We start from the raw sequence: 19,463 nt of genomic DNA, 5'->3' as shown, positions 1-19,463 counted from the left end.
CCCCGCACCGTACGGATGTCGTCTGAGAAGTTCCTTAATGATCCCTGTGCGCGGCACGCGCGCGTGCGGCACGCCACTCGGGCGCGAGTACCGACCAGATCTCGGTGTCCGCGCGGACCCCCCGGTGCGGGTAGTTCTCCCGCAGCAGGGCCTCACGGCTCATGCCCAGCCGTCGCGCCACGTTGATGCTCGCTTCGTTGACGGACGACGCGTGCCACTCCACACGGTGCATGCCGCGTACGTCAATCGCCCAGTCGATCAGGACACGCATCGCGCGCGTGATCAGTCCGCGTCCGGTGCCCGCCGGTTCCAGCCAGCAGCCGACCTCGCAGTTGCCCAGCTCCGCGTGGAAGTTGAGGAACAGCACCCCGCCGACGAGCTTCCCGTCCAGCCAGATCCCGTGCAGCGACCCGGTGTCGGCGGCGCGCTGGTCGGCGTAGCGCTGGAGTTGCTCCCGCGCGGAGTCGAGGTCCGTGGACTTCATGCCGAAGGGAATGTGCCGGGTGATGAAGTCCCGCCCCCGGTCGAGGTGCGCGAGGAACTCCTCGGCGTGCCAGGGCTCCAGGGGCCGAAGTTCCGCGCCGTCGTCACCCAGGGATATCGCGTACATCCTGCGGTCGCTCCTTCACCAGTACGTCCATGACGTCCACGTCGAGTGCGTCGAGTACGTCCGGAATGCTCGCACGGGCGGCGGATCCGGCGCCCGGGATTCGAGCGGCGGTGCTCCGGCACTCGGGCGGCTCGATGCTGATGCGCGGCAGGCGCCGGTCCAGCCAGCGGGGCAGCCACCAGTTGGCGCCGCCGAGCAGATGCATCAGCGCGGGCACCAGGAGCGTACGCAGCACGAAGGCGTCGAGGGCGACGGCGGCGGCCAGCGCGATGCCGAACATGGCGATCACTCGGTCGCCGCTCAGGACGAACGCGAGGAAGACGGAGATCATGATGACCGCCGCCGAGTTGATCACGCGGCTGGTCTCGGCGAGGCCGACCCGTACGGCACGCCGGTTGTCGCCGGTCTCCAGCCACTCCTCGTACATCCGGCTGACCAGGAAGACCTGGTAGTCCATGGAGAGCCCGAAGAGGACCGAGACCATGATGACCGGCAGGAAGGGCTCGATCGGGCCGGCGCTGCCGAGGCCCAGCAGTTCGCTCCCCCAGCCCCACTGGAAGATCGCGACGACGACACCGAACGCGGAGGCGACGGCGGCGACGTTCATCACGGCGGCCTTGAGCGGGATGCCGATCGACCGGAAGGCGAGCAGGAGCAGCAGACAGCCCAGGCCGATCACGACGCCGACGAACAGCGGAAGCTTGCCGACGATCACATCCGCGAAGTCGTCATAGCTCGCCGTGACCCCGCCGACCTGCAGGTCGAGCGCGGTGCCGGTCTCCGCGCGCGGGAGCACCTCTTCGCGCAGCCGTTCCACCAGGTCGCTGGTCCGCGCGGACTGCGGGGAGGACTCCGGTACGACGGTGAGGTATCCGGTGGAGCCGTCCGCGCTGTAGGTGACCGGGGAGGACGACGCGACGCCCTCGGTGGTCCTGAGGGTCGCGGCGAGGTTGCCGAGGACGAGCTTGTCCTCGGCGTCGGACACGGGCGTGACGAGGGTGAGCGGGCCGTTGACGCCGGGGCCGAAACCGTCGGCGAGAAGGTCGTAGGCCTGGCGTGTGGTCGTCGCCTTCGGGTTGTTGCCCTGGTCGGAGGTGCCGAGGTGAAGCGAGAGGGTGGGCAGGGCGAGCAGTGCGATGACGACCACGGCGGCGGCGCCGAGCGCCTTGGGGTGGCGCTCGACGAACGCGGACCAGCGGGCGGCGAACCCGGTGGGCAGCTCCGGCTCGGGCCCGTGCTCGGCCAGCCTGCGCCGCTCGCGCCTGCTGAGGGCGCGCGGCCCGATGAACGACAGCAGGGCGGGCAGCAGGGTCACGGAGGCGGCGACGGTCAGGACCACCGTCAGGGAGGCCGCGACGGCGACCCCGTTGAGGAAGCCGAGGCGCAGGATCAGCATCCCCAGCAGGGCGATGCAAACGGTCGCACCCGCGAAGACGACGGCTCGTCCGGTGGTCGTGACGGCGTTGACGGCGGCCTCGGTGACCGGCCGACCGCGCTTCAGGCCTCGCCGGTGTCTGGTGACGATGAACAGGGCGTAGTCGATGCCCACCCCGAGCCCGACGAGCATGCCGAGCATGGGTGCGAAGTCGGCGACGGTCATCGCGTGCCCGAGGAGCACGATCCCGGCGTACGCCGTACCGACGCTCACCAGGGCGGTGGCGATGGGCAGCAGGGAGGCGGCGAGCGAGCCGAAGGCGAGGAACAGCACGACGGCGGCGACGATCACCCCGACGGTCTCGGCGAGGTGCCCGCCGGACGACTCGGTGAGTGCGATGGCGCTGCCGCCCAGCTCCACCTGGAGCCCGTCGGCCCGCGCCGCCTCGGCCGTGTCGACGACGGCCCGGGCCTCGCCCTCGCCGATGTCCTCGGCAGACCTGTCGAAGGTGACGGTGGCGTACGCCGTACGCCCGTCGCCGCTGATCCGCCCGCTGCCGCCGCCCTCGTAGGGGCTGACGACGGAGGCCACGCCGGGCAGGTCCGCTATCCGGTCCAGGGTGCGGGTCATCGTCTGCTCGACGTCGGCGGCGCGGACCGTGCCGGACCCCGTGCGCCAGACGACGGTGTCGGTGTCACCGCCGAGCCCGGGGAAACCCTCCTCCAGGAGCTGGGTGGCGCGACCGGACTCGGTGCCGGGGGCCTCGTAGTCGTTCGAGTACGCCGAGCCCATGACAGCGGCGGTGGCGGTGACGCCGGCGAAGGCGGCGAGCCAGATCAGTACGACGACGAGGCGGTGCCTGACACACCAGCGTGCGAGGGCTGCCACAGACGTGCTCCCTGGATGACATGTGGATCTTTGACCGGGAGCAGTCGTGAATGAACAGAACGGCCCGCAAAGAAACGAAAAACACAAGGGCGATGCCGAACCACTGTTACAGGCGTCAGTGATCGTTTGAGCCGTTAGTGCCCTTACTCACAAGACTGCGAGTCACATCACAGGACAATCACATGAACTCTGTCACCTCGGGAAAGACGGCTGCGGAGTTCAGTCGAACTGGTCGCCGAGCGCCATCACCATCACACCGACGATCAGCAGCCAGAGGGCCCGCCGGGTACGCCCTCGCGCCCCCAGTACCGACGCGAGCGCACAGACGGCGGCGCCGAAGGCGTAGGCGCCGGGTACGAGGGCGGGCGCGGTGAGCCGGAGCGTCGAGGCAGCGAGCCCCACGAGAGCCAGCAGGGCCCCGGTCCCGGTCGCCGTCCAGCGGGCGCGCCGCGCGTCCAGAGCCGCGTCCTCGTACTCCTCCTCGCCCTCCCCGTCCCCCTCGTTCACGTCGGTCGCGTCCTTCTCGTCCATGGCGCGGGAGCGTACCCCGCCCTGCTGAGAATTCGGATGCGGCCGACGGATGCCCACTGCTAGCGTCCGGCCGTCGACTGTCCGTACCCGGCTTTTCGCCGCCTCTCCGAGCAGGTGCGTTGTTTGAAGGTCCGACCGAGCTCCGACGTATTCCGTTCTTCCTCACCGCAGAACCCAGGGAGCCCGTTCACCGATGTCCGACATCACCTCCAAGACCTCGAACAAGTCATCGAGTAAATCCTCGGACGACCATCTCGCCGGCCGTCTGACGCACCCCGGCTATCCGCGCAGCAGCCGGTACGACGCCCGCTGGAACATCGACAACCAGATGGGCCCGAACGCCCTGTGGCTGTTGGAGTGGCTGGCCCCCGCACTGGGCCTCGACACCCTTCCGCCCGGCGCCCGGGTGCTCGACCTCGGCTGCGGCAAGGCCATGACGTCGGTCTTCCTCGCCAGGGAGTACGACCTGCAGGTCACCGCCGCCGACCTGTGGATCGAGCCCGCCAAGAACGCGCGCCGCGTCGCCGAGGCGGGCGTCACGGACCGGGTGCTGCCCGTGTACGCCGAGGCGCATCAACTGCCTTTCGGCGACGAGTCGTTCGACGCGATCGTGAGCATCGACGCGTACCAGTACTTCGGCACGAACGACCTCTATCTGCCGAGCCTCACCCGGCTGCTGAAGCCGGGCGGGCGGATCGGTGTCGTCGTGCCTGCGCTGCGCGAGGAGCCGGACGGCGTGGAGCCGCCGGAGCATCTGAAGCCGTTCTGGGACCCGCAGTTCTGGGCGTTCCACTCCGCCGACTGGTGGCGGCGTCAGTGGACGCGCAGCGGGGCCGTGACGGTGGAGACCGCCGACTGGCTGACGGACGGCTGGCGGGACTGGCTGCTGTGGAGCGAGGTGTGCGCCGAGGAGAGCACCGAGGAGTTCATGGCGGGCATGGCCCGCGACCAGGTCGAGCTGATGCACGCCGACCAGGGCCGGTCCCTGGGCTTCGTACGGGTCGTGGGACGCCGTACGTGATCACTCGGTGAACGCCACAGGGGCGCATCGGAAACCCGATGCGCCCCTGTGGCCTGTGGAACCCTGCGGAACTCAGCCCTCGCTGACGCCGAGCTGCTCCAGGATCAGTTCCTTGACGCGGGCCGCGTCGGCCTGACCGCGGGTCGCCTTCATGACCGCGCCGACCAGGGCGCCGACCGCGGCCACCTTGCCGCCGCGGATCTTGTCGGCGATGCCGGGGTTGCCGGCGATGGCGTCCTGGACGGCCGTGTTGAGCGCGCCGTCGTCGGAGACGACCTTCAGACCGCGCTTCTCGACGACCTCGTCCGGAGAGCCCTCGCCCGCGAGGACGCCCTCGATGACCTGACGGGCCAGCTTGTCGTTCAGGTCGCCGGCGGTGACCAGGGCGGTGAGCCGGGCGACCTGCTCGGGCGTGATGGCCAGCGCGTCGAGCGGGGTGCCCGACTCGTTGGCGCTGCGCGCGAGTTCGCCCATCCACCACTTGCGGGCGGAGGCGGCGTCGGCGCCGGCCCCGATGGTGGCGACGATCAGGTCGATGGCACCGGCGTTGAGCATCGACTGCATGTCGGTCGCCGTGACGCCCCACTCGGCGAGCAGCCGGTTGCGGCGGGCCAGCGGCAGTTCGGGCAGCCCGGCGCGGATCTCCTCGACCCACTCGCGGGAGGGGGCCACCGGGACCAGGTCCGGCTCGGGGAAGTACCGGTAGTCCTCGGCCTCCTCCTTCACTCGGCCCGAGGTCGTCGACCCGGTGTCCTCGTGGAAGTGCCGGGTCTCCTGGATGATCGTCCCGCCCGCGTTCAGCACGGCGGCGTGCCGCTGGATCTCGAAACGGGCGGCACGCTCCACGGAGCGCAGCGAGTTGACGTTCTTCGTCTCGCTCCGGGTGCCGAACTTCTCGCGGCCGTGCGGACGCAGCGACAGGTTCACGTCGCAGCGCATCTGCCCCTGCTCCATGCGGGCTTCCGAGACACCGAGCGCCTTGATGAGTTCGCGCAGCTCGGCGACGTACGCCTTGGCGACCTCGGGGGCACGCTCGCCGGCGCCCTCGATCGGCTTGGTGACGATCTCGATCAGGGGGATGCCGGCACGGTTGTAGTCGAGGAGCGAGTGCGAGGCGCCGTGGATACGGCCCGTCGCGCCGCCGACGTGCAGCGACTTGCCGGTGTCCTCCTCCATGTGGGCGCGTTCGATCTCCACCCGGAAGGTCTCGCCGTCCTCCAGCTGGACGTCGAGGTAGCCGTTGAAGGCGATCGGCTCGTCGTACTGGGAGGTCTGGAAGTTCTTCGGCATGTCCGGATAGAAGTAGTTCTTCCGGGCGAAGCGGCACCACTCGGCGATCTCGCAGTGCAGCGCGAGACCGATCCTGATGGCGGACTCGATGCCGATCGCGTTGACGACCGGAAGCGCGCCGGGCATGCCGAGGCAGGTGGGGCAGGTCTGCGAGTTGGGCTCGGCGCCCAGCTCGGTCGAACAGCCACAGAACATCTTGGTCCTGGTGCCGAGTTCGACATGGACTTCGAGGCCCATGACAGGGTCGTACGACGCCAACGCGTCCTCGTACGACACCAGTTCGATGTCGGTCGTGGTGGTCACGGTGAAAACTTCCCTCTCAGCCCAGCAGGACGTCGTCGTCGCCCAGCCGCTTCAGCTCGCGGTAGAGGATGGCGAGGCCGGTGACGATGGCGGCGGCGGACACGGCCGCGTCGATGAGGCGCAGCGTGTCGCTCTCCGAGCGGGCCTTCTTGGCCTGCTTGGCGACGCTCACGGCACCGAACGCGGTGGTCGCGATGGACAGGTACGTGCCGGACTTGGACTTCTTGAAGCCCTTGGCCTTCGAAAGAGCTTTGCTCACAGCGACGGTGCCTCCTCAAGCAGCGGGTGCCCCCACTTTTCCACGAAGGCGGCCTCGACAGCGGCTCCGACCTTGTAGAGACGGTCGTCCTTCAGCGCCGGGGCGATGATCTGGAGCCCGACCGGCAGCCCGTCCTCCGGCGCGAGGCCGCAGGGCAGGGACATGGCCGAGTTGCCGGCCAGGTTGGTCGGGATGGTGCAGAGGTCCGCGAGGTACATCGCCATCGGGTCGTCGGCGCGCTCGCCGATCGGGAAGGCGGTGGTGGGCGTCGTCGGGGAGACGATCACGTCCACCGACTCGAACGCCTTCTCGAAGTCGCGGGTGATGAGCGTACGGACCTTCTGCGCGCTGCCGTAGTACGCGTCGTAGTAGCCGGAGCTGAGCGCGTACGTGCCGAGCATGATGCGGCGCTTGACCTCGGGCCCGAAGCCCTCCGCGCGGGTCAGCGAGGTGACCTCCTCGGCGGAGTGCGTGCCGTCGTCGCCCGTGCGGAGGCCGTAGCGCAGGCCGTCGAAGCGGGCGAGGTTGCTCGAACACTCGCTCGGCGCGATCAGGTAGTACGCGGACAGCGCCAGGTCGAAGGACGGACAGTCCAGCTCGACGATCTCGGCGCCCAGCTCCTTGAGGAGGGCGACCGACTCGTCGAAGCGCTGGATGACACCGGCCTGGTAGCCCTCACCGCGGAACTGCTTGACGACACCGACGCGCATGCCCTCGACGCTGCCGTTGCGGGCGGCCTCGACGACCGGCGGGACCGGTGCGTCGATCGAGGTGGAGTCGAGCGGGTCGTGCCCGGCGATGACCTCGTGGAGGAGGGCCGCGTCCAGGACCGTACGGGCGCAGGGCCCGCCCTGGTCGAGGGAGGACGAGAAGGCGACCATGCCGTACCGCGAGACGGCCCCGTACGTCGGCTTGACGCCGACCGTGCCGGTCACGGAGGCGGGCTGGCGGATGGAACCGCCGGTGTCCGTACCGATGGCCAGCGGCGCCTGGAAGGAGGCGAGCGCGGCGGAGGAACCGCCACCCGAGCCACCGGGGATACGCGAGAGGTCCCAGGGGTTGCCGGTCGGCCCGTACGCGCTGTTCTCGGTGCTGGACCCCATGGCGAACTCGTCCATGTTGGTCTTGCCGAGGATGACCACGTCGGCGGCCTTCAGCCGCTTGGTGACGGTCGCGTCGTAGGGCGGGATCCACCCTTCGAGCATCTTGGACCCGACCGTGGTCGGAATCCCCTCGGTGGTGAAGATGTCCTTGAGCGCGAGGGGTACGCCGGCCAGCGGGCCGAGCGTCTCCCCGCGTTCGCGCTTGGCGTCGACGGCACGGGCCTGGGCGAGGGCGCCCTCCCGGTCGACGTGCAGGAAGGCGTGCACCTTCTCGTCGACGGCCTCGATCCGGGCCAGGTGGGCCTCGGTGACCTGGACGGCGGTGAGCTCGCCGGAAGCGATCTTCGCGGCGGTCTCGGCGGCGGTGAGCCGGATGATGTTGACGTTGATGTCCGTCATGGTGATTAGTCCTCCCCCAGGATCTGCGGCACCTTGAAACGCTGCTGCTCCTGGGCGGGGGCGCCGGAGAGCGCCTGCGCGGGGGTGAGCGACGGACGGACCTCGTCCGCGCGCATGACGTTCGTCAGCGGCAGCGGGTGCGAGGTCGGCGGTACGTCTTGGTCGGCGACCTCGCTGACGCGGGCGACCGCGCCGATGATGTCGTCGAGCTGGCCTGCGAAGTGGTCGAGCTCTTCGCCCTTCAGCTCCAGACGCGCCAGCCGTGCGAGGTGGGCGACCTCCTCGCGCGTGATGCCAGGCATGCAGCGATCCTCTGGGGTGAGTTGCGGTGTGGGTTTTGGCCCCAATCCTAGGGGGCGGGGAAGCCGACCCGCGCACGGGTTTGCTTCACCGCACCTGAGGCCACCGACGGCGAGAGCCCCCCACGGGCGAGGTCAGCCTCTTGACGGGCGGTAAACGGGCGGTGTGCGGGTGGGAGATCTCCCTCAGGAGTCCGCGGCGGGCAGGGCCGCCCGAGGACGCTGCCACCCACGAGTCCCCCGCGCCAGCAACCACGCCGTGGCCTCCTCGGGAGGCATCGCGGCGGCGACGAGCCACCCCTGCACCGCGTCACATCCCATGTCCCGCAGCCGCTCCCACGTCTCGTCGTCCTCCACGCCCTCGGCGACGACGAGCAGCCCCAGCGAGTGCGCGAGATCCACCGTGCACCGCACGATCTCCGAGTCCTCCGTGTCCACCGCCAGCCGTGCCACGAACGACCGGTCGATCTTCAGCTCGCTCACCGGCAGCCGCCGCAGATGCACCAGCGACGAGTACCCCGTCCCGAAGTCGTCCAGCGACATCTTCACGCCGTGCGCGGTCAGCGCGGCCAGCGTGTCCGCGGCCTTCTGCGGGTCCTCCAGGAGCACGTGTTCCGTTATCTCCAGCTGGAGCGCCCCGGGCGGGACCCCGTGCCGGGCCAGCCGCGCGGCGACGGAACCGGCGAAGCCGGGGGTGTGGACGTCTCGCGGGGACACGTTGACGGCGACCGGGACGAACAGCCCCTGGGAGCGCCACTTGGCGACCTGTTCGAGCGCCGTCTCCAGCACGTACTCCGTGAGATGGGGCATCAGCCCGGACGACTCGGCGATGGCTATGAACTCGTCCGGCGGTACCTTCCCGCGTTCCGGGTGCACCCACCGCACCAGCGCTTCCAGGCCGGCGACCTGCCCGTCGAAACGCACCTTGGGCTGGTAGTGCAGTTCGACCTCGTGCGCGTCGAGCGCGCGCCGCAGGTCGCCGAGCAGGCCCAGCCGGTCCGGGGTGTTCGAGTCCCGCTTGATCTCGTAGACCTCGACGCCCGTGCGGTCCCGCTTCGCCTGGTACATCGCGACGTCGGCGCGCCGCAGCAGGCCCTCGGCGTCGAGGGCGTGGTCGGGGAAGACGGCGAGGCCCGCGCTGGCCTCCAGGACGAGGGTGAGTCCGTCGAGGTCGAGCGGGGAACCCAGCACGGTGACCAGGTTGCGGGCGACGCGGGTGGCCGACGTCGTGGAGTCGACGACCGGCAGTAAAACGGCGAACTCGTCGCCGCCGAGCCGGGCGGCTTCCGCTCCTCGCGGCAGTGCGAGGCGCAGCCGGTCGGCTATCTGGAGGAGGAGGCGGTCACCGGCGAGGTGTCCCAGCGTGTCGTTGACGGACCGGAAGCGGTCGAGGTCTATGAGCATCAACGCGGCCCGTGCGTCGATGCGTTCGGCATCGTCGAGGGCCGTCCAGGTCCGTTCCAGGAGCCACTGTCTGTTGGGCAGTCCGGTCAGCGGGTCGCGCAGTTGTTCCTCGGCCCGCGCCCGGGCTATCCACAGCGTGGAGTCGAGGGCGATGAGGGGGATGGCGAACAGCGGTAGCAGGATCGGCAGGGCGACGGCGATGACGCAGATCAGCGGCGCGATGGCGAGCAGCGCTATCGCGACCAGGCCCTGTCTGACCAGGGCGGAGCGGGCGGCGGTGGGCAGTCCGCCGCGCGGGGTGTGCAGATACCAGAGCAGGGTGCGGGTGACCGCGAGGTAGGTGACCGCGATCAGCAGCACCTCGGGCGCCGTGTAGACGCTCCAGGTCTGCGGGTCCCACGGTGTCTCGACGGACGGGACCCTGCCGAACGCGGCCAGCACCAGCGCGCCGGCACCGATGCCGAGGATGTCCACCGCGCCGTGCAGGAGGCCCTGCCGCCAGCGGTGGCGCCGGGCCGCGCCGACCAGGACGACGACGGTGAGGCTGACCATGCCGGCCGGGATCCAGCCGTACAGCAGGAGTACGGCGAGGGTGAGGGCGGCGCCGGAGCCGGTGCCGCCCCACCAGCGGGCGCGGCCGAGGGCGACCAGGTGGCCGACGATGACCCCGGTGAGGACCGCGAGGGCCCAGCCCGCGGTGCCGGACGGGAAGAGCGCGCTGTGGCCGGTGAAGCCGCGGTAGAAGCCGGCGCCGAGGACGAACCCGGCCGCCGCGACGACCGCCGCGGGCAGCGCGGGCCAGGACAGCTGGCGTGCGGGGTCGTGGGCGTGCAGGTGGGCGACGCGTTCCTCGGCGGTGAGATGGGCCGACAGGGGGGTCGACACCCTGCTGTCGGCGACGATGCGCTGTCCGGTGCCGGTACCGCCTGTGCCGGTACTGCCTGTGCCTTCGATCCTGGTCGCCGGTCCGCTTCTCCCGACGCCGACGCCCGCCCGCTCCAGGAAGCGTGCCGTCCGGCGGGCCCGGCCTGGTTCCCGGCCGGGCTCGGGGCGGCCGGTGAGAAGGGCTGACCCTCGGCGCCAGGCGCCGGATATCCGGCCTCCGCGCAGCCTTGAGGGAGGGGCGGCGCTATCGGTCGGTTCCATTCCCGTCCCTCTCACAGCCGGCAGTGCCCACGCCACGCGGTCCGATGTCCGTCAACCGTCAACGGCACCGCGTCCGAAACCGCGTTCCGGGCACGGCAGGCGCATACCTCAACAGTAGGCCGCTGAACGCCTCCACGGGCAGCGGTCGTCGACGGTTGCCCGAATGCGACACCGGCACCCGTATGCATCTGGTATGCGCCGATCGGGTGGTCTTCAACCCCTACTCCTCGTTCGGGAGGGCCGCTTCGGCCGCTGCCTCGGGCCCCTGTTCGAGCAGTACGGCAAAGCCGTCCTCGTTCAGAACAGGCACCTTCAACTGCATTGCCTTGTCGAACTTCGAACCAGGATTGTCACCCACAACCACGAATGACGTCTTCTTCGAAACAGAACCGGTCACCTTTGCTCCACGGCTCTGCAGCGCCTCCTTCGCGCCGTCCCGGGTGTGGTGTTCAAGGGTGCCGGTCACGACGACGGTGAGGCCTTCGAGCGGGCGCGGCCCCTCGTCCTCGCCGGAGCCCTCCTCCTCCATACGGACCCCGGCGGCCCGCCACTTGCGCAGGATCTCCTGGTGCCAGTCGACCGCGAACCACTCCTTGAGCGAGGCCGCGATGATCGGGCCCACCCCGTCCGTGGTGGCCAGCTCCTCCTCGGAGGCCTGCTCGATCCGCTCGATCGAGCGGAATTCACGGGCCAGCGCCTCGGCGGCGACCGGGCCCACGTGCCGGATCGACAGACCGGTGATGATCCTGGCCAGTGGACGGTCCTTGGCGGCGGCGATGTTGGCGAGCATCGACACCGCGTTCTTCCGGGGCTCGCCCTCCTGGTTGGCGAAGACCGTGACGATCTTCTCCTCGCCGGTCTTCGGGTCCCGCTTGGGCAGCCCGCTGTCCTGATCCAGGACGTACGCCTTGATGGGCAGCAGCCGCTCGATGGTGAGGTCGAAGAGGTCGCCCTCGTCGACGAGCGGCGGCTCGGAGGGCTCCAGCGGCTTGGTGAGCGCGGCGGCGGCCACATAGCCGAAGTTCTCGATGTCCAGGCACTTGCGCCCGCCGAGATAGAAAAGCCGCTCCCTCAACTGGGCCGGGCAGCTCTGCCCGTTGGGGCAGCGGAGGTCGACGTCGGCCTCCTTCATGGGCCGCAGCGGCGTACCGCACTCGGGGCACTCAGCGGGCATCTCGAAGGGCTTCTCCGTGCCGTCGCGCAGGTCGGCGACCGGGCCGAGGATCTCCGGGATGACGTCACCGGCCTTGCGCAGCACCACGGTGTCGCCGATGAGGACGCCCTTGGCCTTGACGACGTCCTGGTTGTGCAGGGTGGCGAACTCGACCTCCGAACCGGCCACCGTCACCGGCTCGACCTGCGCGTACGGCGTGACCCTGCCCGTACGGCCCACGCCCACGCGGATGTTGATGAGCTTGGTGTTGACCTCCTCGGGCGCGTACTTCCACGCGATCGCCCAGCGCGGGGCACGGGAGGTCGAGCCGAGGCGGCCCTGCAGCGGGATCTCGTCGAGCTTGACGACGACGCCGTCGATCTCGTGCTCCACGGAGTGCCGGTTCTCGCCGTAGTACGCGATGAACTCCCGTACGCCGTCGAGGTCGTCGACCTGCTTCGCGTACCGCGTGGTCGGCAGGCCCCACCCGTGCAGGAGGGTGTACGCCTCGGAGAGGCGGGTGAGCGGGTCGTAGCCCTCCAGGGCACCGATGCCGTGGACCACCATGTGCAGCGGGCGCGTCGCGGTGACACGCGGGTCCTTCTGGCGGAGCGAACCGGCCGCCGCGTTGCGCGGGTTGGCGAACGGCTTGTCGCCGCCCTCCACCAGACGGGCGTTGAGCTCCTCGAACTTCTCCATCGGGAAGTAGACCTCGCCGCGGATCTCCACCAGGTCGGGGACGCGCTCGCCCGTCAGCCGGTCCGGGATCTCGGCGATCGTCCGCACGTTCGGCGTGATGTCCTCGCCGGTGCGGCCGTCGCCGCGGGTCGCCGCGCGGGTGAGCCGCCCGTGCTCGTACGTCAGGTTGACGGCGAGGCCGTCGACCTTCAGCTCGCACAGGAAGTGGTACTCGGAGGCACCGACGTCCTTGTGGACGCGCTCCGCCCACGCCGCCAGTTCCAGGTCGTCGAAGGCGTTGTCGAGGGAGAGCATGCGCGAGCGGTGCTGCACGGAGGTGAACTCCGTCTCGTACGCCCCCGAGACCTTCTGGGTCGGGGAGTCGGGCGTGCGCAGCTCCGGATACTCCTCCTCCAGCGCCTCCAGGGAGCGCAGCAGCTTGTCGAACTCCGCGTCGCTGACGACGGGAGCGTCGTTCACGTAGTACCGGAAGCGGTGCTCCTCGACGCGCTCGGCGATCTGGGCGTGCCTGTCGCGCGCCTCGGCGGGCACCGATGTGGTCTGTGCGTGCTGTTCGCCGGCCACCGTGTTGTCCTCCCGTTACTCTGGGTTGTCCGCGAGTGATCTCGCCGCCTCGACGCAGTGGGCGAGCGCCGCCCATGCGTACCGCGGGGAAGCGCCCGCGAGTCCGCATGACGGAGTGACCGTGACCGCCTCCGCGAGAAGTCCCGGATGCAGCCCCAACCTGCGCCACAGCGTTCTGACACCACTGACGCTACCGGCAGGGTCCGACAACGGGCCGTCCGTGCCCGGCACGACACCGGCGAACAGCCGCAGACCGCCCTCCACCGCCTCGCCGATCGCGTCGTCATCACGCTCGGTGAGGAGCGAGAAGTCGAAGGAGACGGCGGCGGCGCCGGCCCGGCGGAGCAGGGCGAACGGGACGTCCGGCGCGCAGGAGTGGACGACGACGGGCCCGTCACCGTGCACACCGATGACCTCCCGGAGGGTCGCCTCGGCGAGCTGGCGGTCGGCGGCGCGGTGGGTGCGGTAGCCGCTGGCCGTCCGCACCTGGCCGCGCAGTACGGGGACGAGGGACGGTTCGTCGAGCTGCAGGACGAGTTGGGCGCCGGGGATACGGCGGCGCAGTTCGTCGAGGTGGAGGCGGACGCCCTCGGCGAGGGAACCGGCGAGGTCGCGGCAGGCGCCGGGGTCGGAGAGGGCGAGTTCGCCGTTCCTGAGTTCGATGGCGGCGGCCAGCGTCCAGGGGCCCACGACCTGCACCTTCAGCTGCCCCTCGTACCCCTGTGTGAACTCCTCCAGTGCGTCGAGGTCCTCGCCGATCCAGGAGCGGGCCCGCTTGGTGTCCCGGCCCGGGTGGTCACCGAGGCGCCAGCCGCTGGGCTCCACGCGCGCGTACATCTCGACCAGCAGTCCGGCGGTGCGGCCGATCATGTCGGCGCCGGGGCCGCGGGCGGGCAGTTCGGGCAGGAAGGGGAAGTCCTCGAAGGATCCGGTGGCCGCCTTGACGGCCTCCCGGGCGTCACCGCCGGGGAGGGAGCCGATGCCGGTGGCGGGGCCGAAGGTGGGGTTCGCGTTCACAGGGGGAAGCCTATGGCCGGGCGGTACCGACCCGTCCGGCGTCATCTGCCCGGGCGTACCGTCAGATCGTTGATCTCGGCGTCCCGGGGCAGATCCAGGGCCAGCAGGATCGTCGTCGCCACCGACTCCGGGTCGATCCACTTCGACGGGTCGTACTCCTTGCCCTCCTGCTGGTGCACCTTCGCCTGCATCGGGCTGGCCGTACGGCCCGGATACACCGTCGTCACCCGCACCCCGGCCCCGTGTTCCTCCTGGCGCAACGAGTCCGCGAGGGCCTTCAGGCCGTGCTTCGACGCCGCGTACGCCGACCAGTTGGCACCCGCGCTCAGACCCGCGCCGGAGTTGACGAAGATCACCTGCCCCTGGGAGACGCGGAGTTGGGGCAGCAGGTGCCGGGTCAGTTCGGCGGGGGCGAGCAGGTTGACGTTGAGCTGGTGGCGCCAGGTCCTGGGGGTCAGGTCACCGACCGGGCCGAGGTCGACCACGCCCGCGATGTGCAACAGGGAGTCCACCCGGTCCGGCAGCGACTGGTGGGAGAACGCCCAGGAGAGGCGCTCCGGGTCGGCCAGGTCACCCACCAGCGTCCGCGCGCCCGGAAACTCCGCCGCCAGTTCCTTCGCCCGCCCCGCGTCACGCGCGTGCAGCACGAGGTCGTCCCCGCGCGCGTGCAGCCTGCGCGCGACCGCCGCGCCGATACCCGAACCCGCCCCGGTGATCACATGAGTAGCCATACCCGCCATGCTCGCATCACCCGAGCCCGAGCCCGAGCCCGCGCCAGCCTCCGCTCCCCGCTCTCCCCGCTCTCCCCGCTCTCCCCGGGTGGGAACAACCCCGGCCGCCCGAACGCTTTTCAGGTATGCCTCAAGGACACACGATCACGATCGAGCAGACCGACGACCGCGTACGGGTCGTCCACGGCGACCAGGTGCTCGCCGAGAGCGGGCGGGCCCTCGTGCTGCGCGAGACCGGCTGTCCCCCGCGCTACTACTTTCCCGCCGAGGACGTCCGCCTCGATCTGCTGACGCCCTCCGACACCCACACGTACTGCCCCTTCAAGGGCACGGCGTCCTACTGGTCCCTCCCGGACGCCGCCGACCTGGTCTGGGGCTACCCCGAGCCGAAGGACGAGGTGGCCCGGATAAAGGACCACCTCTGCTTCTACGAGGTGGAGACCCTGTAGGACTCCCAGCCCCTACTCCACCGGTTCCGTCACGAACCGCACCCGCTGCTCCAGCTTCCTGGCCAGCGCCTGCGCCTCCTCGGGAGTGTCCGCGCCGACCGCGATGTGGCCGACGCGGTTCTCGACCGACCGGTGCGCCTCGACGACGGTTCCCGGGGCGATGGCGAGTTCCGCGTGGAGGACGGCGGGGTGGGCCAGCACCTCGTCCCAGCCCTCGATCGCCAGCAGGCGGCCCGGCGGCGGCGTCAGGAAGCGGATCGCCGATCCTCGTACGGGCTTCAGCGCGGCCTTGTCGACCGGGTTGCCCAGGACGTCGTCGTAGACGAGGCCGAACCACTCCAGGCCCGGGATGACGTGGGGCAGCATGCGGTGGATCCAGCCGCCGGCGTTGCGCACATGGACCTCGCCCAGGACCACGCCGTGCTCGGTCCACCACAGCTCGACATGGAACTGGCCGAAGCTGAGGCCCAGCGCCGTCAGGGCGGCGACGACCTGCCGTTCGATCTCGGCGGCGGTCGGGTCGGGCAGGATCGCCGGGATGACGTACTCGATCTCGAAGAAGTTGGGCGGCGGCAGCAGCTCCTTCGAGGTGAGCGCGAGGATATGGGGGGCGCCGCCGAGGAAGACGCCCTCCGCGCTGTACTCGGGCCCTTCCACGAACTCCTCGACGATGAAGGACACTTCGCCCGGGTCGCCGTCCCCGCCGTGCCCGCGCGGCAGGAAGTCGAGGGCCGCCGGGAGTTCCTCGGCGGTGTCGATCCGGGTCACGCCCTCACTGCCCATGGCGTCGCGCGGCTTGACCACCCAGGGGCCCGTGGAGCCGGCCAGGAACTCGCGCGCCTCCGGCTCCGTCGCGCAGACCCGGAAGCGGGGCTGGCGGAATCCGGCGGCGGTGAGGTGGGCGCGCGCCTCGTCCTTCGTACGGACCCGGTGTACGGCGTCCGGCGCGTTGCCCGGCAGGCCGAGCGCGTCGGCGACCTCGGCCACCGCCTCCTGCGCCATCTCGCGTACGCCGAAGACGACGTCGTAGCGCTCCCCGGACGAGGTGCGTTCGCGTACCCACTCGGCGCTCTCGCCGCGTACCGAGAAGTCGACCGCCGAGACCGTGTCGGCGAGGGCGTTGACGGTCGGGGTGGCGGCCAGGGTGGCTTCCTGGTTGGTGAGGTGGATGTTCAGACCGCGCGCGCGGGCCTGCCGCAGTGCCGTCTCGACGACGTCCACGGCGAGCGTGGCGTCTCCCGCGCCGCCGACGAAGAGAAGGTGAGGGCTGCTCGCCTCGGCCATGTGTGCTCCCGGAGTGGTGAAGTTGCTTGCGGTGGTGGGGTGTTCGGGCGTGCGGGTCAGGACGTCAGCAGGAGCTTGCCCGTCGTGGCGCGGCCTTCCAGCAGTCGGTGCGCCTCGGCCGCGTCCGCGAGCGGAAGGGCCGCGTGGACCAGCGGCTTCAGCACTCCGGACGCCAGGTGTTCGAAGACGGCGCCGCCGGCCGCGCGCAGCGTCCGGGCGTCGTACACGTAGTCCCGCATCGTGGGGCGGGTCAGGAACAACGAGCCCCCGCCACGCAGGAGTTCGATGTCCAGCGGCGGCACGGGCCCGCTGGACAGACCGCAGAGGGCGAGCGTGCCCCGGCGACCGAGGCTGCGCAGACTGGTGAGGTGGGTCGTGGCGCCGACCGAGTCGTAGACCACCTGCGCGCCCTGACCGTCCGTCACTTCCCGTACCCGGGCGTCGAACTGCTCGTAGCCGAAGGTGTGGTGCGCGCCTGCCCGGCGGGCGACCTCCTCCTTCTCGGGGGTGGAGGCGACACCGACGACGGTGGCCCCGCGGGCCGCGGCCAGTTGGACCAGAAGCCGGCCGAGGCCGCCCGCCGCCGCCAGGACGACCACCGTCTCGCCCTTGGCGACGGGGTGCGTCTCATGGGTGAGGTAGTGCGCGGCGAGGCCCTGGAGCGTCACGGCGGCGGCGTCGGCCAGCTCCACACCGTCGGGTACCGGGATCAGCTTGTCCTCGGGGACCAGCGTGTACTCGGCGTAGGCGCCCAGTTGGGTGGCGTACGCGACTCTCGCGCCCGGCGCGAGACCGCTCACGCCCGCGCCGACGGCCTCCACCACACCGGCGGCCTCCTGGCCCGGGGTGAAGGGGGGCTCGGCGGGGTAGGTGCCGTCGCGGTAGTAGACGTCGATGTAGTTGACGCCGGTCGCGGTGTTGCGGACCAGTGCCTGACCAGGGCCGGGGACCGGCAACTCGGTCTGCTCCAGCCGGAGTTCTGACGGGTCGCCGGGCCGGGTGACGCGGATGGACTGCATGGTTCTCTTTCCACTCCTGGGTCGTGCCGTGCGGTTCGATGTGCTCGGGTCAGCTCACTTCGGGGCTGCGGGGGTCTCCGTGGCGGAGTTCTGCTCCAGGTGCCGCCCTGCCGCGCCGCCACTCGTGCTCTCGCCGAAGATGCCGAGGAAATAGTTGATGTCCGACGTCAGCCCCTTCACCATGTCGCCGAGCCGGGACTCCCCGCCCACGGCGAGGCTGCGCTCGTGGTGCTCGCGGGTGCGGGCGGAGAACGGCAGTGATCCCGTGGCGAAGTAGCGTATGGCACCGTCCGACGCACGGCGCGGAATGATCTCCGAGCGTGCCGAGCGGCTCGCGCTGAACGGGATGTCGAGCCGTCCCTCCTCGAACGCGGCCGGAATCTCCTTGTGGAGGTCGGACGTCGAGAGGATCGGTTCGACGATCTCGGCCACCTCCCGCAGGATCCAGTCCAGTTCGGTGCCGATGCGGTCCTCGTCGAGCGTGATGAAGTCCAGGAGCGGGGAGTTGGCGCGCGAGGCGAGCAGCAGTCCGTCGATGTTGGCGCGGGTGTCGGGGATGCCGTGCGCCTCCTGGTACGTCTTGCTGATCAGCTTGCTCGCGCCTCCGAGGCGGGCGACGAGGGCGCCGTAGAGGATGAGGTCCTCGGCGTGAGGCCGCTGTTTGGGGAAGACGCCCATGAACTCGTGGAGCACGGCGTGGACTTCGAGGTCGTCGGGCAGATAGCGGGCCGCGAGTTCGGGGATGGCCCGCAGGGCGGCCACGTCCTGCTCGAAGTGGCCGCCCTGCGGATAGGCCACCGAGATGCACCGCACCCCTTCGCGCGCCGCCGCCACGGCCTCCAGCACGCTGATCGCCAGGGAGATGGACGGCGGCACGAGTACGGCGGTCAGGGTGCCGAACGTCTCGCGGTCCACCACCAGTCCGTGCCGGGCCAGTTCGCCGCACCGGGCGTCGACGTCGCGCCAGGCCGCGAGGGACTCGGCGAGCGGGACGTCCTTGCAGTACGGCAGGTTGTACGAGATGCCACCGCCCTCGAACGAGGTGATGCCGGACGCCACCGTCACCTCGAACAGCAGCCGCGCGTCGGGCGTCCCGTGCCGGATCTCCAGCGGCGCGGCCACCGCCTCGTTGAGCTCACGTCCCCTCACCCAGCCGTGGGCGACCAGCGGATACCCGTTCAGGTCCGCGGGGTTGCGGTCCAGGACGTCACGGGCTCTGTCGAACTGCTTCAGCCGGGTGTACGAGTCGATGGTGAGCGTGAGGATGTCGGGCCGGGCGTGCCGTTCCAGGTCCTGGAGCAGCGTCGTCATCTGGACGTGTGAGCCGACCCCGCAACGGGGTTGCAGTGCGAGGCGCCCCGCCGCCCGGGCGTCCCGCAGCACCTCGGCGACGGTGGGTTTCCCCAGTTGTTGTACGTAGGCCACGGACTCGGCGAGTTCGGGAAGCGGCGGGGCGGTGTCGCTCATGAGGCGGCGACCGGGGCCGCCGTGGTGGCGCGCGTCCGCAACTCGGCCAGGGTGGTGGTCAGTTCGTCCAGGTCGGACAGGACGACGTCGACGCCCAGTCCGTACAGCCGCTCGTGGTCGGCGGCGCCCTTGTAGCTGCCGACGGAGAGGTTGCCGCCGAGGATGACCGGGCAGCCCAGGCGGCCGGCGGCGCGGGCGGCGGGCAGGTCCTGGAGGTCGGCGTGGGCATGACCGTTGAGGCTGCCGATGATCACCGCCTCGGCCTCGGGGTGGTCGGCGTGCGCTTCGGCGAATTCGGCGACCGAGGTACAGGCGCCGAGATTGACGACCTGGAATCCTTCGGCGCGCAGTGCGTGGGCGATGAGGTGATTGGCCACGACATGGCTGTCACTGGCCGCGACGCCGAGAATGACGGTGCGTGTCACTGCCCGCTGTGACGTTTCTTCTTCTAT

The 19,463-nt window shown here is 70.6% G+C and carries 17 protein-coding genes; 2 read left to right on the top strand and 15 right to left on the bottom strand.

The features are described 5' to 3' along the window. Positions 1-34 precede the first annotated feature (34 nt). From PV734_RS25300 to PV734_RS25290, 3 genes are all read right to left on the bottom strand, one after another. Positions 35-610: a GNAT family protein gene (locus PV734_RS25300; RefSeq protein WP_319095032.1), complete on the bottom strand. Its 576-nt coding sequence runs from the start codon at positions 608-610 to the stop codon at positions 35-37. Further along, the gene (locus PV734_RS25295; protein WP_319095031.1) at positions 588-2,873 is read right to left on the bottom strand and encodes an MMPL family transporter; all 2,286 of its coding nucleotides are present in this window, start codon (positions 2,871-2,873) and stop codon (positions 588-590) included. Before PV734_RS25295 ends, PV734_RS25300 begins: the two co-directional genes overlap by 23 nt. Before the next feature lie 219 nt (positions 2,874-3,092). Then, on the bottom strand, positions 3,093-3,404 hold the full coding sequence (locus tag PV734_RS25290; RefSeq protein WP_319292026.1) for a hypothetical protein: 312 nt from the start codon (positions 3,402-3,404) through the stop codon (positions 3,093-3,095). Positions 3,405-3,597: 193 nt separating this feature from the next. On the opposite strand from PV734_RS25290, the gene PV734_RS25285 reads away from it, so the two are divergent. Then, positions 3,598-4,425, top strand: a complete 828-nt coding sequence (locus PV734_RS25285; protein WP_319095029.1) for an SAM-dependent methyltransferase — start codon at positions 3,598-3,600, stop codon at positions 4,423-4,425. A gap of 72 nt (positions 4,426-4,497) precedes the next feature. On the opposite strand, the gene gatB is transcribed toward PV734_RS25285, so the two are convergent. From gatB to PV734_RS25245, 8 genes are all read right to left on the bottom strand, one after another. Beyond that, entirely contained in the window at positions 4,498-6,018 is a 1,521-nt protein-coding gene (gene gatB / locus PV734_RS25280) for an Asp-tRNA(Asn)/Glu-tRNA(Gln) amidotransferase subunit GatB (protein ID WP_319095028.1), read from the bottom strand. 16 nt (positions 6,019-6,034) lie between these two features. Continuing rightward, positions 6,035-6,277 carry a hypothetical protein gene (locus PV734_RS25275; RefSeq protein WP_006378318.1) on the bottom strand — a complete coding sequence of 81 codons (243 nt, stop codon included), beginning with the start codon at positions 6,275-6,277 and terminating at the stop codon, positions 6,035-6,037. Continuing rightward, positions 6,274-7,779, bottom strand: coding sequence for an Asp-tRNA(Asn)/Glu-tRNA(Gln) amidotransferase subunit GatA (gene gatA, locus PV734_RS25270; RefSeq protein ID WP_319095027.1), 1,506 nt, complete (start codon positions 7,777-7,779; stop codon positions 6,274-6,276). The genes PV734_RS25275 and gatA overlap by 4 nt, the downstream gene beginning before the upstream one ends. A 5-nt stretch (positions 7,780-7,784) precedes the next feature. Further along, the gene (gene gatC / locus PV734_RS25265; protein ID WP_003966094.1) at positions 7,785-8,081 is read right to left on the bottom strand and encodes an Asp-tRNA(Asn)/Glu-tRNA(Gln) amidotransferase subunit GatC; all 297 of its coding nucleotides are present in this window, start codon (positions 8,079-8,081) and stop codon (positions 7,785-7,787) included. Between the two features lie 183 nt (positions 8,082-8,264). After that, positions 8,265-10,628, bottom strand: coding sequence for a bifunctional diguanylate cyclase/phosphodiesterase (locus PV734_RS25260; protein ID WP_319095026.1), 2,364 nt, complete (start codon positions 10,626-10,628; stop codon positions 8,265-8,267). A 220-nt stretch (positions 10,629-10,848) separates the two neighbouring features. Beyond that, positions 10,849-13,044 (bottom strand): NAD-dependent DNA ligase LigA, encoded by a 2,196-nt coding sequence (ligA, locus tag PV734_RS25255; protein WP_319095025.1) that lies wholly within the window; start codon positions 13,042-13,044, stop codon positions 10,849-10,851. A 15-nt stretch (positions 13,045-13,059) separates the two neighbouring features. Then, positions 13,060-14,061, bottom strand: coding sequence for a methionine synthase (locus PV734_RS25250; protein WP_319095024.1), 1,002 nt, complete (start codon positions 14,059-14,061; stop codon positions 13,060-13,062). A gap of 41 nt (positions 14,062-14,102) precedes the next feature. Further along, complete coding sequence (locus PV734_RS25245; RefSeq protein ID WP_319095022.1) at positions 14,103-14,801, bottom strand: SDR family oxidoreductase; 699 nt, start codon at positions 14,799-14,801, stop codon at positions 14,103-14,105. Between the two features lie 116 nt (positions 14,802-14,917). On the opposite strand from PV734_RS25245, the gene PV734_RS25240 reads away from it, so the two are divergent. Beyond that, positions 14,918-15,241, top strand: a complete 324-nt coding sequence (locus tag PV734_RS25240; protein WP_319095021.1) for a DUF427 domain-containing protein — start codon at positions 14,918-14,920, stop codon at positions 15,239-15,241. Positions 15,242-15,253: 12 nt separating this feature from the next. On the opposite strand, the gene PV734_RS25235 is transcribed toward PV734_RS25240, so the two are convergent. From PV734_RS25235 to PV734_RS25220, 4 genes are read right to left on the bottom strand one after another with little or no spacing between them, the layout of a single operon-like run. Next, positions 15,254-16,525, bottom strand: coding sequence for an ATP-grasp domain-containing protein (locus PV734_RS25235; RefSeq protein WP_319095020.1), 1,272 nt, complete (start codon positions 16,523-16,525; stop codon positions 15,254-15,256). Positions 16,526-16,581: 56 nt separating this feature from the next. Next, positions 16,582-17,544: a quinone oxidoreductase gene (locus tag PV734_RS25230; protein WP_319292023.1), complete on the bottom strand. Its 963-nt coding sequence runs from the start codon at positions 17,542-17,544 to the stop codon at positions 16,582-16,584. 54 nt (positions 17,545-17,598) lie between these two features. Continuing rightward, a complete protein-coding gene (locus PV734_RS25225; protein WP_319095018.1) occupies positions 17,599-19,011 on the bottom strand; it encodes a methylaspartate mutase in 1,413 nt (470 codons plus the stop codon). Continuing rightward, complete coding sequence (locus PV734_RS25220; protein WP_319292020.1) at positions 19,008-19,436, bottom strand: cobalamin-dependent protein; 429 nt, start codon at positions 19,434-19,436, stop codon at positions 19,008-19,010. The genes PV734_RS25225 and PV734_RS25220 overlap by 4 nt, the downstream gene beginning before the upstream one ends. Positions 19,437-19,463: the final 27 nt, after the last annotated feature.

It is taken from the genome of Streptomyces sp. AK08-02 (assembly GCF_033795085.1).
Classification (GTDB): domain Bacteria; phylum Actinomycetota; class Actinomycetes; order Streptomycetales; family Streptomycetaceae; genus Streptomyces; species Streptomyces echiniscabiei.
Note: the sequence above shows the minus strand (reverse complement) of the source record. Positions and strands in the feature narration are given on the sequence as shown.

Coding starts and splice junctions, on each gene's coding strand:
- PV734_RS25300 (WP_319095032.1), bottom strand. CDS start 610: ATGTACGCGATATCCCTGGGTGACGACGGCGCGGAACTTCGGCCCCTG.
- PV734_RS25290 (WP_319292026.1), bottom strand. CDS start 3,404: ATGGACGAGAAGGACGCGACCGACGTGAACGAGGGGGACGGGGAGGGC.
- PV734_RS25285 (WP_319095029.1), top strand. CDS start 3,598: ATGTCCGACATCACCTCCAAGACCTCGAACAAGTCATCGAGTAAATCC.
- gatA (WP_319095027.1), bottom strand. CDS start 7,779: ATGACGGACATCAACGTCAACATCATCCGGCTCACCGCCGCCGAGACC.
- gatC (WP_003966094.1), bottom strand. CDS start 8,081: ATGCCTGGCATCACGCGCGAGGAGGTCGCCCACCTCGCACGGCTGGCG.
- PV734_RS25260 (WP_319095026.1), bottom strand. CDS start 10,628: ATGGAACCGACCGATAGCGCCGCCCCTCCCTCAAGGCTGCGCGGAGGC.
- PV734_RS25245 (WP_319095022.1), bottom strand. CDS start 14,801: ATGGCGGGTATGGCTACTCATGTGATCACCGGGGCGGGTTCGGGTATC.
- PV734_RS25240 (WP_319095021.1), top strand. CDS start 14,918: ATGCCTCAAGGACACACGATCACGATCGAGCAGACCGACGACCGCGTA.
- PV734_RS25235 (WP_319095020.1), bottom strand. CDS start 16,525: ATGGCCGAGGCGAGCAGCCCTCACCTTCTCTTCGTCGGCGGCGCGGGA.
- PV734_RS25230 (WP_319292023.1), bottom strand. CDS start 17,544: ATGCAGTCCATCCGCGTCACCCGGCCCGGCGACCCGTCAGAACTCCGG.
- PV734_RS25225 (WP_319095018.1), bottom strand. CDS start 19,011: ATGAGCGACACCGCCCCGCCGCTTCCCGAACTCGCCGAGTCCGTGGCC.